12 protein-coding genes are annotated in these 11,593 nt (G+C 72.7%); 4 read left to right on the top strand and 8 right to left on the bottom strand.

What is annotated here, in order from left to right:
• Positions 1-6: 6 nt before the first annotated feature.
• The 4 genes from IEY98_RS21325 to xrtP all read right to left on the bottom strand — a co-directional run bounded on the left by IEY98_RS21325 (position 7) and on the right by xrtP (position 5,555).
• The gene (locus IEY98_RS21325; protein WP_189212326.1) at positions 7-1,425 is read right to left on the bottom strand and encodes a family 2B encapsulin nanocompartment shell protein; all 1,419 of its coding nucleotides are present in this window, start codon (positions 1,423-1,425) and stop codon (positions 7-9) included.
• 192 nt (positions 1,426-1,617) lie between these two features.
• The gene (locus tag IEY98_RS21320; protein WP_189212325.1) at positions 1,618-3,633 is read right to left on the bottom strand and encodes an ATP-dependent DNA helicase; all 2,016 of its coding nucleotides are present in this window, start codon (positions 3,631-3,633) and stop codon (positions 1,618-1,620) included.
• Positions 3,634-3,657: 24 nt separating this feature from the next.
• Entirely contained in the window at positions 3,658-5,028 is a 1,371-nt protein-coding gene (locus IEY98_RS21315; protein WP_505606718.1) for an XrtP-associated glycosyltransferase, read from the bottom strand.
• Positions 5,025-5,555, bottom strand: a complete 531-nt coding sequence (gene xrtP, locus IEY98_RS21310) for an exosortase P (protein WP_229787138.1) — start codon at positions 5,553-5,555, stop codon at positions 5,025-5,027. Before xrtP ends, IEY98_RS21315 begins: the two co-directional genes overlap by 4 nt.
• A 244-nt stretch (positions 5,556-5,799) precedes the next feature.
• Here xrtP and IEY98_RS21305 point away from each other — a divergent pair, with 244 nt between their 5' ends.
• From IEY98_RS21305 to wecB, 3 genes are read left to right on the top strand one after another with little or no spacing between them, the layout of a single operon-like run.
• On the top strand, positions 5,800-6,534 hold the full coding sequence (locus IEY98_RS21305) for a choice-of-anchor protein CoaP (RefSeq protein WP_189212323.1): 735 nt from the start codon (positions 5,800-5,802) through the stop codon (positions 6,532-6,534).
• A gap of 10 nt (positions 6,535-6,544) precedes the next feature.
• Entirely contained in the window at positions 6,545-6,694 is a 150-nt protein-coding gene (locus IEY98_RS21300) for an LAXTG motif-containing small protein (protein ID WP_189212322.1), read from the top strand.
• Positions 6,695-6,719: 25 nt separating this feature from the next.
• Positions 6,720-7,856 (top strand): non-hydrolyzing UDP-N-acetylglucosamine 2-epimerase, encoded by a 1,137-nt coding sequence (wecB, locus tag IEY98_RS21295; protein WP_189212321.1) that lies wholly within the window; start codon positions 6,720-6,722, stop codon positions 7,854-7,856.
• An 18-nt stretch (positions 7,857-7,874) separates the two neighbouring features.
• Here wecB and IEY98_RS21290 read toward each other — a convergent pair whose 3' ends face one another.
• Entirely contained in the window at positions 7,875-8,225 is a 351-nt protein-coding gene (locus tag IEY98_RS21290) for a TfoX/Sxy family protein (protein WP_189212320.1), read from the bottom strand.
• Positions 8,226-8,390: 165 nt separating this feature from the next.
• On the opposite strand from IEY98_RS21290, the gene IEY98_RS21285 reads away from it, so the two are divergent.
• On the top strand, positions 8,391-8,657 hold the full coding sequence (locus IEY98_RS21285) for a hypothetical protein (RefSeq protein WP_189212319.1): 267 nt from the start codon (positions 8,391-8,393) through the stop codon (positions 8,655-8,657).
• Positions 8,658-8,760: 103 nt separating this feature from the next.
• Here IEY98_RS21285 and IEY98_RS21280 read toward each other — a convergent pair whose 3' ends face one another.
• From IEY98_RS21280 to IEY98_RS21270, 3 genes are read right to left on the bottom strand one after another with little or no spacing between them, the layout of a single operon-like run.
• Positions 8,761-9,606: an NAD(P)-dependent oxidoreductase gene (locus IEY98_RS21280; RefSeq protein ID WP_189212318.1), complete on the bottom strand. Its 846-nt coding sequence runs from the start codon at positions 9,604-9,606 to the stop codon at positions 8,761-8,763.
• Positions 9,607-9,648: 42 nt separating this feature from the next.
• On the bottom strand, positions 9,649-10,230 hold the full coding sequence (locus tag IEY98_RS21275) for a nicotinamidase (protein ID WP_189212317.1): 582 nt from the start codon (positions 10,228-10,230) through the stop codon (positions 9,649-9,651).
• Entirely contained in the window at positions 10,230-11,519 is a 1,290-nt protein-coding gene (locus tag IEY98_RS21270; RefSeq protein ID WP_189212316.1) for a nicotinate phosphoribosyltransferase, read from the bottom strand. Before IEY98_RS21270 ends, IEY98_RS21275 begins: the two co-directional genes overlap by 1 nt.
• Positions 11,520-11,593: the final 74 nt, after the last annotated feature.

Raw genomic sequence — 11,593 nt, 5'->3', positions numbered from 1 at the left:
ACGGCCTCAGCCCTCCCGGCCGATCTCGACGTTCTCCAGGACCCCGAGCGCGTCGGGGATCAGCACCGCGGCGGAGTAGTAGGCGCTGACGAGGTAGGAGATGACGGCCTTCTCGTTGATGTTCATGAACCGCACGGACAGGCCGGGCTTGTACTCGTCGGGCAGGCCGGTCTGGTGCAGGCCGATCACGCCCTGGTTCTCCATGCCCGCGCGCAGCAGGATGATCTTGCTGGTCTGCGTCTCGCTGACCGGGATCTTGTTGCACGGCAGGATCGGCACGCCGCGCCACGCCGGGATCTTGTGGCCGGTGAACTCGATCGGGTCGGGGTAGATGCCGCGCTTGTTCCACTCCCGGCCGATGGCCGCGATCGTGCGCGGGTGGGCGAGGAACGCGGTCGGCTCCTTCCACACCACCGACAGCAGCTCGTCGAGGTCGTCGGGGGTCGGCGGGCCGGTGCGGGTCTGGATGCGGTTGGCGTAGTCGGCGTTGTGCAGCAGGCCGATCTCGCGGTTGTTGATCATTTCGTGCTCTTGGCGCTCGCGCAGCGCCTCGATGGTCAGCCGCAGCTGCTGCTCGACCTGGTCCATCGGCTCGTTGTAGAGGTCGGCGACGCGGGTGTGCACGCGCAGGACCGTCTGGGCGACACTGAGCGAGTACTCGCGCGGGGAGAGCTCGTAGTCGACGTAGGTGCCGGGCAGCTCGGCCTCGCCCTCGTGCCCGGCGGACATCTCGATCTTGGCTTCGCCGTGCTCGTTGCGGTTGCGGGCCTGCCGCGCCTGGAAGTCGTGCAGGTGGGCGCGCAGCGCGTCGGACTGGCGCAGCACCTCGTCGAAGCCCGCCTGCTGCAGCACGAGCACGGTGCAGGTGGTGGCGGCCTTGACCGTGTACTCCCACATGCTCTGCGGGTCGGCCAGGGTCTCGTCGCCGAAGTGGTCGCCGTCGGCGAGCACGCCGAGGTCGGTCGGCTCGCCGTACTGGCTGGTGCCGATCTTCTTCACCCGGCCGTGCACGATGAGGAAGGCGTGGTCGGAGGGGTTGCCGAACTCGACGATCACGTCGCCGGGCTGGTACTCGCGCTGCTCGAAGCGCTCGGCCAGCGCGGTGAGCACCTCGATGTCGTCGAACCCGCGCAGCAGCGGCAGCTCGCACAGCTCCGGCGGCACGACCTGGGCGCGGTCGCCGATGTTGGAGAAGGTGACCCGGCCGTCGCCGACGGCGTAGCTCATCCTGCGGTTCACCCGGAAGGTGCCGCCCTTGGCCTCGATCCACGGCAGCACGCGCAGCAGCCAGCGCGAGGTGATCGCCTGCATCTGCGGCACGGACTTGGTGGTCGTCGCCAGGTTCCGGGCCGCCGCAGTGCCCAGGGTTGATGGATACGGGTTGTCGGGGTCAATCCGGGGCTCTACGGGCTCGGTCACAGTCACTACGCCGCACCGCCAATTCGGGAATTGTCGTCGTCGATCACAGGACAAATCGCGGTGGTGATCACCGGGTCCCGAAGCTAGCAGCGGCCTGCGTCACCGGATAGTCGCACGAAGGTGTTCACCGACGCGCCCCATTCGGCACAGTGTCGGTCCTGCGCACAGTAATGGGCGTCACTCGGTCGAAACGTCGAGTCAGCCCTGGGCCGCCAGACGGGTGAGTGCGCCCCGGACAACCTGAGGATTCGTCGTTGTCCAGAACGGCGGCAGCGAATTGCGCAGGAATCCCCCGTACCGGGCGGTGGAGATCCGCGGGTCCAGCACGGCGATCACGCCGCGGTCCGACGTCGAGCGCAGCAGCCTGCCCGCGCCCTGCGCGAGCAGCAGCGCGGCGTGCGTCGCGGCCACGGTGAGGAACCCGTTGCCGCCGTGCGCCTCGACCGACCGCTGCCGCGCCGAGGCCAGCGGGTCGTCCGGGCGGGGGAACGGGATGCGGTCGATCACGACCAGCGAAAGTGACGGCCCCGGCACGTCCACCCCCTGCCACAGCGACAGCGTGCCGAACAGGCTGGTGGCCGGGTCCTCGGCGAACTTCTTGACCAGCAGGGAGGTGGAGTCCTCGCCCTGGCAGAGGATGTCGGTGCCGAGCCGGTCGCGCAGCGCCTGGGTGGCGTGCTTGGCCGCGCGCATCGAGGAGAACAGCCCGAGAGTGCGCCCGCCCGCGGCCTCGACCAGCTCGGCGAGCTCGTCCAGCACGGCGTCGGGCAGGCCGTCGCGGCCCGGCGGCGGCAGGTGCTTGGCCAGGTAGAGGATGCCGCTCTTGGCGTGGTCGAACGGCGAGCCGACGTCCAGCCCGCTCCACCGGATGTCGCTCTTGTCGTGTGGGGCCTCCTTGGCGGTGGCCGCGCCGTCCGCCTGCCTGCCCTGCCGCTGCTCCGGCGGCAGGCCCCACTGCCGGGCGAGCGCGTCGAAGCTGCCGCCGAGGGTCAGGGTCGCGCTGGTGAGCACGGTGGTGGTCTCGCCGAACAGCCGCTCGCGCAGCAACCCGGCCACGCTCAGCGGCGCGATCCGCATGACCGCGGGACGGTCGTTCTCCCGGCTCACCCACACCACGTCGCGGCGGTCGGGCTCCGGCGGGTCGAAGGACTCCAGGATCCGCTCGGCGGTGTCGTGCACCTCGTCGAGCACCGACAGCGCGAGCTTGCGCGCCGTGGCCGTCTCGACGTCGTCCTTCTTCTCCGGCCCGAGCGCGGTGACGCACGCGTGCGCGGCATCGCGGATCACGGCCACGGTGGTGCGGACCGGGTCGGGGATGGCGTCCATGCGGGCGGCCGGGACGTCCTCCAGCAGCATGCCCAGGCCCTCGCCCGCCTCGGCGAGCCGGTCGGCCAGCCCCTCCTCGACCAGGCGCCCGACGCGCCGGGCCGCGATGCCCACGCTCGCGGCGGACAGCTCGCCGGTGGCCACCGAGGTGACCCGGTCGACCAGCTCGTGGGCCTCGTCCACGACGACCACGTCGTGCTCGGGCAGCACCTGGTAGCCCTGCAGGGCGTCGATGGCCAGCAGGGCGTGGTTGGTGACGACGATGTCGGCCTTGCCCGCCTCGGCCCGCGCGCGCTCGGCGAAGCAGTCGGAGCCGATCGGGCACTTGGACACGCCCAGGCACTCGCGCGCCGACACCGACACCTGCCGCCAGCCCTGGTCGGACACGCCCGGGACCAGCTCGTCGCGGTCGCCGGTCTCGGTGTCGGATGCCCACTCGCGCAGCCGGGTGACCTCGCGGCCGAGCCGGGACACCGCGAACGGGTCGAACAGGCCCTGGTCCTCCGGCTCCTCGGGGGCGTCGAGCCGGTGCAGGCACAGGTAGTTGCGCCTGCCCTTGAGGATGGCGAACGTGGGCGTGCGCCTGAGGTCCTTGGCCAGCGCCTTGGCCAGCCTGGGCAGGTCGCGGTCGACGAGCTGGCGCTGCAGCGCGATCGTCGCCGTCGACACCACCACGGTGGTGCCCTTCTCGACCGCGTGCCGGATCGCGGGGACCAGGTAGGCCAGGGACTTGCCGGTGCCCGTCCCGGCCTGCACGGCCAGGTGGTCGCCGGTGCGGATGGCCCGGCCGACGGCCTCGGCCATCTCGACCTGGCCCGGCCGCTCCGCGCCGCCCACCGCTCCCACGGCGGTCTCCAACAGGGCGCGGACGGGAGGCAGGGCGGGCATGACCGTAGACCGTACCCGGCCCGGTCAGTGCTCCAGCGCGACGACCCGGCTCGGCTGTTCGGCGTTGCGGCGGGTCTTGGTCCACCGGTTGTCGCCGCGGACCAGTCGGGCGAAGGCGCGCCACGAGGTGATGTAGAAGGTGTAAATGTAAAGCGCATAGAGGAATCCGTAGCCGATCGCGTGCGGCAGGCTTACCGACGGTTCGCATTTGCGTCGGTAGATCGGTCCCCAGATCAGGAACGGGAGCAGGCCGAACGAGCCGTAGGTGGCGAACAGCACCCATGCGCCGCCGCTGAACCACTGCCAGACCTCGCCGGGGTTTTCCACAGCGCGGATTCCGAGCAGGATGAACGGGATCGGGTAGACGAGCGTGCCGAGCAGTTGCAGCCACGGCTGGGCGAGGTAATACAGCATTTCCGCGGCGCCGAGGGTGCTCAGGTGCGGGGAATCCCAGATGCGGCGCACATAGCGGCCGCATTGCATCGTGCCCTGGCCCCACCGCGTCCGCTGGGCCAGGAAGCGGCGCATGCTGTAGAGCGCTTCCTGGTCGACGTGGGTGTCGACGGTGAAGCCGGTCTTCCAGCCCGCAGTGAGCAGGTGCACGCCGAGTTCGAAGTCCTCCAGCAGCGCGCCGCGCCACGGCCCGGCGTGGTCGGCGATCGCGTCGAGCGCGGAGAGCCGGGTGAACTGGCCGTTGCCGCCCATGGAGATCGTCCCGGTGCGCCCTCGGGACAGCTGGATGGCCGCGATCGCGCTGCGGAACTCCAGGTCCTGCATGCGGACCAGGGCCGAGCCGAGCCGCCCGCGCAGCGGGCCGCCGTGGCGCTGCGGGACGCCTCGGTTGCTCATCCGCACGTCCACCTGCACCGCGCCGATCGCCGGGTCGCCGAAGAGGTGGTCGGCGGCGCAGACGTCGAGGCAGTCCGGCGCGGGGCGGCCGTCGGCGTCCACCACGACGACGATCGCGCGGTCGGTGTCGGCGTGCTTCCCCATCCACGCCTTGAGTTCGCGGTACGCGCTGTTGAGCGCGTGACCCTTGCCGGTCCGCGCGTGCGGGCGGAAGCGGCGCACCAGGTGCAGGTTCCGGTCGCCGCCGCGCTTGGGGCCGCGCAGGGCGCCGACGACGTCGGCGGTGGCGTCGTCGGAGTCGTCGTCGATGACCCAGACGTGCGCGTGCGGGAAGGTCTTGCGCAGGTACCGGACCGTGTCGCCGATGACGGACTCCTCGTCGCGGCACGGCACGAAGAAGTGCCACTCCAGCCGGGAGCCGTCACCGCTCGGCTGGCGCTTGTGCCGCAGGTACGGGACGACGATCAGGCAGACGTAGGTCACGAACGCCACGCTCATGGTCAGGGCGAGGGCCTGGGTGAAGCCCAGCAGCAGCGCGAGGTTCACGACCGCGCCCGCCGCGTCGACAGCCACACGAACAGCACCAGCGCCGCGGCGCCGCCGATGACGCTGACCATCGAGCCCAGCAGCGTGTGGCCCCAGTGGTAGCCGCGGTCGGTGCCCAGCCAGTCGATCAGGCCGACGAGCGTCAGGACGCGCAGCTGGTTGACCGCGATCACGGCGGCGGCCGCGACGGCGAGCGCGACGACGACGCGCCGGGTGATGGCGGGCCGCAGCGCGATCATCACCGCGCCGACGACCAGCAGCGGCAGCACCAGGAAGGCCGACGTGCACTCCGGGCTCATCCGCAGCCCGAAGGCGGTGTCCGAGCCCAGTCCGAAGTAGATGGTCTGACGGTGGGCGGCCAGATGCACGCCGTCACCGGATACCAGTCGCAGGATTCCGCTCGCCAGCACCATTTCCGCGGTGCGGTAGAACCGGTTGCCGATGACGAGCGCCGCAGCGAGCGCGCCGAGGACGACGACGGCGAGCCGGGCGTGCGGTGCGGGTCTTCGGGGGAGCGCCAGCGCCACGCGATCTCCTAGGTCGGGGGACCGCCTCATCATCGTTCCGGTGCGTGCGTCTGCCCATCGCTGGATCGGGTGATGATTCGCTCGATGGATCGATACTCGCGGTGAGAAATCGGGTGATCGGCCGGGGGTTCGATCCGGGCTGCCACACGATCGGGTTGTGGTGCGTGTCAACTCCCGAGTCTGCCTCGTTTACGCCGGTGTCCCTTCGCGACGTGAGCGTCGCAGGTCCCCGATGGAGGAATGGATGCACAACCGAATGGCGCGACGGGCCGGTCTGCTCGGCCTGGCCGTCGCCGCCGCGCTCATCGCAGGCGCCGCGCCCGCGGCCGCCGCCCCCGGCGACGGGTCGGCCTTCGCGCTCGACGCGGAGCTCACCCTGGCCGGGACCGGCGTCGTGCGCGTCGGACCGATCTCGCCCAGTCACACCGACGGCCCCAGACAGGCCTCGGTGGCGACCGCGGAGATCCCCGGCGTGCTCACCACCGGCCTGCTGACCAGCGCGGCCGAGCTGGACGAGGAGACCGGCGTCGTGCACGCCGAGGCGGCCACCGCCGACGTGGAACTCCTGCTGGCCAGGCTGGGCTCGATCGGGCTGGTCCAGGCGTTCTGCGACGCCACGCAATCCGGCGTGCAGGGGTCCACTGTGCTCGCCGACGTCCGGCTCGCCGGGGTCGAGGTCGCGGCCGAACCCGGCCCCAACACCGTGGTCGAGGTGGACCTCGGGCTGACCGACCTGGTCACGATCATCTTCAACGAGCAGATCCGCAACAAGGACGGCAGCCTCACGGTGAACGCCGTGCACGTCAAGGCCGACCTGCTGGTCGCCACCGGCGACATCGTCATCTCCCAGGCCCGCTGCGGCCCGGCCGCCCCGCCCATCCCGCTGGCCTCCGGCGCGGGCCTGTGGCTCGGCCTCGGGGTGGCCGCTGCGGCCGTCCCGTTCTGGATCGCGGTGCTGCGCAAGCGCCCGACCGACTGAGGGAGGTGCGGTGTACAAGGCTCCGACCGGAGGCGCGGTCGGCGGCGGCGCGGGCCTCGCGCTCACCGGCGCCGACATCGGCTGGTGGATCGCGCTGGGCATCGCCCTGCTGATCACCGGAATCCTGCTGCTGCACGCCCGGCGGCGCAGGCTCAGTTGACCGGTCCCAGTGGAAAGGCGCTGCGGTGCACCCGGAAGTCCTGATCATCGTCGGCACCCGCCCCGAGGCGGTCAAGGCGGCGCCCGTCGCCCTGGCCATGGCCGGGTCCGGCCTCGCCCCCGTGATCGTCCACACCGGACAGCACGGGCGCGTGGTCGACCAGGCGCTCGCGCCGTTCGGCCTCGTCCCCGACGAGCGCCTTCCGGTGCGCAGGCCGGGCGGCGGGCAGGCGGAGCTCATGTCCGCCCTGCTGCCCGCGCTGGACGCCGTGCTGGCCCGGCGCGGGCCCGCCGCCGTCGTCGTCCAAGGCGACACGACGACGACGCTGGCGGGCGCGCTCGCGGCGTTCTGGCGCGGGGTCCCGGTGGCGCACCTGGAGGCCGGGCTGCGCACCGGCGACCTCGCCGCGCCCTTCCCCGAGGAGGGCAACCGGCAGGCCGTCGCCCGACTGTGCGCGCTGCACCTCGCCCCGACCGCGGCCGCGGCCGGGGCGCTGCGGGCGGAGTCGGTCCCGGTGCCCGACATCGTGGTCACGGGCAACACGGTGGTGGACGCGGTCAGGCTGATCGCGTCCACCGACCGGCCCGCTGTCGACCCGTCCTTCGCGGCGCTGGAGCCGGAGCTGGACGCGGGCGCGCGTCTGGTCCTGGTGACCGTCCACCGCCGCGAGTCGTGGGGCGCGCCGCTGGACGGAGTGTTGTCCGCCGTCCGGGCGCTGGTGGAACGCCATGAGGACGTGCGGGTGCTGCTGCCCGCGCACCCGAACCCGGCCGTGCGCGCCCAGGTGCGGGCCGCGCTGGGCGACACGCCCCGCGCCGTCGTCACCGAGCCGCTGGGCTACCCCGACCTGGTCAGGGCCCTGCGGCGAGCCGCCCTGGTGATCACCGACTCCGGCGGCATCCAGGAGGAGGCCCCGACCTTCGGCGTGCCGGTCCTGGTGGCCCGCGACGTCACCGAGCGGCTGGAGGCCCTCGGCGCGGGCTGCGCCCGCCTGGTCGGCACCGACCGCGCCCGGGTGCTGGAGGCCGCCGACCAGACCCTGGCCGCGAACCTCCGCATCCCCACCGGCGCCAACCCCTTCGGCGACGGGCACGCCGCCGAACGGGTGGTGGCCGCGTTACGGCGGCTCGTCGCGGCCCCGGTGCTGGTCAACGCTTCTTGATCGGGGCCCCGGTGCTGGTCAGCGCCTCCTGACCGCGGCCTTCCCCGCCTTGGCCGGAAGCGATCGCGCGCAGCCGACCCCGCGGCCGACCCACTCCGCCAGCCGATCACCGAGACCCGCGCCGTCGACGTGCAGCCAGCCGACCATCTCCCGCCCGCCCATCACCATCACCTCGACGTGCTCACCGAGGAGCCCGCCGGTCTCGTCGCGCGGAACGCGGACGAGCAACCCGCCCTGCCCACTGGCGGCCACCGCCATGTTCCCGTTGACCAGGAACGCCAACCCCCCGAACATCGGCTGCTCGGTGATGCCGTCCACGCCCGCGAGCAGTTCCCGCACCCGCTCGGCCAACACCCGGTCGTACGCCATGGCGGGAGTATGAACCCACCCGCCGACAATCGCGGTGCCCACAAGGTCCAGAGGGTCTGCGCCCGTGACCTGCTGGTCAACAGCCCGGTGATGCTGTTCCGGCGGCCGCGGGGTGGTGGACGAGACGGTCGCCTGGTTTAGCGCCCCGTGGGTACTGCCTACGCCATGGTCGACCACGGCTGGGCGCCGGGCACGGCGGGTCTGGCCGTGGTCCTCACCCATTACGACGCATTCGCCGCGTCCTGGCCCGATCTGGCGTGGGCCATGCTTGATCTCATGGCGGAGCATTCGCGAGTCGCCGCGCTGATGGGGCGGCGGCTGCTGTGTCTGGTCCACAGCAGCGATCCGGACCTCAGCTTCGAGCCGGTCGGGGCGGCGCCGGTGCTGTGGAATCCCGCCGAGTGGCTCGACGCCGTGCGGCGGGAGGGGTAGCTGGGGGCAGGCTCCGGCACGCAGCACGGACCGCCCATGGCAGTGCCGACAGGGAACGCCTGCCGCTCGGTGACCCCGGGCTCGTCCCGTGCGACCCATGGCCTCACCCGTCGACAGTCGCGGTGAGCCCTTCGCCGCCACGGCCGCCCGCGATCAGGGACTCGACGCGGTCGGCCACCGCGTGCAGGCCGCCGTCGCCCAGTGGGCCTGTCCTGCGCAGGTCGATCAGGTGTCGGATGACCGTCAGGTGTTCGGTGAGGTCGGCGGGGCCTGCCGGGTACTCGCCGCAGGTCAGTTCCGTAGCGGTCGCGGTAGCTCCGGTGACGACGTGGCCGATCTGGGGTGCTGCCGTCTCGGCGAACGCGGCGACGTCGATGCCCGCCCGGCGCACCCCGTCGAGCGCGCGCAGCAGGCCGAGTTGGGCGTCGTACCAGACGCCGAAGAGCGCCAGGTCCCACACCGCCGCGGCGTCGGCCCGCTCGCCGACGAACCGCGGCGTGCCCAGCAGGGCCAGAGTGGACGCGTGCCGCTCGAACACCGCCCGCGGTCCGCTGTAGAGGAACGTGGCGGCGTCGGTCCCGATCGCCTCGGGCGGGGTCTGCACGCCCGCGTCGAGGTACGACCCACCAGCGGCGGTGACGGTCCGCTCGGCCGCCCGCGCGTCCTCCGCCGTGCCGGTGGTCAGCGCGACGACGGTGCGCCCGGTGAGGTCGGGCAGCCGGGCCAGGCAGTCGCGCACCGCCGCGTGGTCCTTGAGGGTCAGCAACACCAGGTCGCCGCCCTCGACGGCCTCCGCGAGCGACCCGGCGACCCGCGCGCCGGTCCCGACCGCCCGCTCCGGCGTCCGGTTCCACACCACGACCTCGCGGCCGCTGCCCGCCAGCCGCCGCGCGACCGCCGTGCCGATGGCCCCGGTCCCGATCACCGCGACGCGTGTCCCACTCGTCATGCGGCGATCCTGCGACCTCCAGCGCGCTGGAGGTCAAGGAGCTCAGCCCGCAGGCGCCAGCTTCGGCACGCCCACCAGGGTCACGCCCGCCTCGGTCATGCGGTTCAGCGCGGACTCGACGGTCGGCGCGGCCACGCCCGCGGTCATGTCCAGCAGCACGCGCGTGGTGAAGCCCGCCTCGGCGGCGTCGACGGCCGTCGCCCGGACGCAGTGGTCGGTGGCGATGCCCACGACGTCCACCCGGCCCACGCCCCGCTCCCGGAGCCAGTCCGCCAGCGGGGTGCCGTCGGCGGTGCCCTCGAAGCCGGAGTACGCCGCGGCATAGTCGCCCTTGCGGAACACCTCGTGGATGCGGGAGGTGTCCAGGTTCGCGTGGAACTCGCTGCCGGTGGTCTCGGCGACGCAGTGCCGCGGCCACGAGTGGACGTAGTCCGGGGTCTCGCTGAAGTGGTCGCCCGGGTCGATGTGGTGGTCGCGGGTGGCGACGACGAAGTCGTAGTCGGTCTCGGCGATGTAGTCGCTGATCGCCGCCGCGACCTCGGACCCGCCCGCGACGGCGAGCGAGCCGCCCTCGCAGAAGTCGTTCTGGACGTCCACGACGATCAGCGCCGTCTTGTCGTGCATCACTGCTCCCCGGTGAGGTGGACGGTCGGGATGGCGGGCTCGCCCGCGGAGAGCTTCAGGCCCTCCCACGGCAGGCTCACCAGGCCGGTGCGGACCCGTTGCCTGCCATCCTCCAGCGTGGGCAGTCCGGGCGCAGGCTGTCCACCACGCAAAAGGGGGATCTGCAGGTACCGGTCGTGCTCGTCGGCGTCGGGCGCGGGGCCCGACGCCAGGAACACGACCTCCTCCAGCGCGGTCCCCGTGGCCTTGTGCCGCCGCAGCGCCACCTTGCGCCCGCCCAGCGACTCCTTCGACGAGCTGCGCTTGGCCACCGGCCGCCCGTCGACCTCCACCAGCTTGTAGACCATCCCGGCCGTCGGCGCGCCCGAGCCGGTGACCAGCGACGTCCCGACCCCGTAGGCGTCCACCGGCTCGGCGCGCAGGGCGGCGATCGCGTACTCGTCGAGGTCGCCGGAGACCACGATCCGCGTCCGCGTCGCCCCCAGCCGGTCCAGCTGCTCGCGGGCCTGCCTGGCCAGCACGCCCACGTCGCCGGAGTCGATGCGCACCGCGCCCAGCCCGGTGCCCGCGACCTCGATGGCGGTGTCGATGCCCCGGGTGATGTCGTAGGTGTCGACCAGCAGCGTGGTGTCCGTCCCCAGCGCGTCCACCTGCGCGGCGAACGCGTCGCGCTCGCTGTCGTGGAGCAGGGTGAACGCGTGCGCGCACGTCCCCGCGGTCGGGATGCCGTAGGCCCGGCCCGCCGCCAGGTTCGACGTCGTGGCGAACCCGGCGAGGTAGGCGGCCCTGGCCGAGGCCACGGCCGCCAGCTCGTGCGTGCGCCGCCCGCCCATCTCGATGATCGGCCGCCCGTTGGCCGCGCTCACCATGCGCGCCGCCGCCGAGACGATGGCGCTGTCGTGGTTCAGGATCGACAGCACGACGGTCTCCAGCAGCACCGCGTCGGCGAACGTCCCGGTGACCGTCATGATCGGCGAGCCGGGGAAGTACAGCTCGCCCTCGGCGTAGCCGTCGACGTCGCCGCCGAAGCGGTAGTCGGCCAGCCAGGCCAGCGCCTCGTCGCCGACGACCCCGGTGTCGCGCAGGTGCGCCAGCTCGGCCTCGCCGAAGCGGAAGTCGGCGATCGCGTCCACGACCCGCCCGGTCCCGCCCACGACCCCGTAGCGCCGACCGTTGGGCAGCCGCCGGGCGAAGACCTCGAACACGCACTGCCGCGCCGCGGTGCCGTCGCGCAGCGCCGCGGCGAGCATCGTCAGCTCGTAGTGGTCGGTCAGCAGAGCCGTGGTCATGGTCGAAGCCTACGGGTACGCCATTCGAGGGAAGATCCCTCGGACCGAGTCAAAGCGGGCATGCCACCATTAGG

Source organism: Actinokineospora fastidiosa (assembly GCF_014648415.1).
Taxonomy (GTDB): domain Bacteria; phylum Actinomycetota; class Actinomycetes; order Mycobacteriales; family Pseudonocardiaceae; genus Actinokineospora; species Actinokineospora fastidiosa.
Note: the sequence above shows the minus strand (reverse complement) of the source record. Positions and strands in the feature narration are given on the sequence as shown.

Coding starts and splice junctions, on each gene's coding strand:
- IEY98_RS21320 (WP_189212325.1), bottom strand. CDS start 3,633: ATGCCCGCCCTGCCTCCCGTCCGCGCCCTGTTGGAGACCGCCGTGGGA.
- IEY98_RS21305 (WP_189212323.1), top strand. CDS start 5,800: ATGCACAACCGAATGGCGCGACGGGCCGGTCTGCTCGGCCTGGCCGTC.
- IEY98_RS21290 (WP_189212320.1), bottom strand. CDS start 8,225: ATGGCGTACGACCGGGTGTTGGCCGAGCGGGTGCGGGAACTGCTCGCG.
- IEY98_RS21285 (WP_189212319.1), top strand. CDS start 8,391: ATGGTCGACCACGGCTGGGCGCCGGGCACGGCGGGTCTGGCCGTGGTC.
- IEY98_RS21280 (WP_189212318.1), bottom strand. CDS start 9,606: ATGACGAGTGGGACACGCGTCGCGGTGATCGGGACCGGGGCCATCGGC.
- IEY98_RS21275 (WP_189212317.1), bottom strand. CDS start 10,230: ATGCACGACAAGACGGCGCTGATCGTCGTGGACGTCCAGAACGACTTC.
- IEY98_RS21270 (WP_189212316.1), bottom strand. CDS start 11,519: ATGACCACGGCTCTGCTGACCGACCACTACGAGCTGACGATGCTCGCC.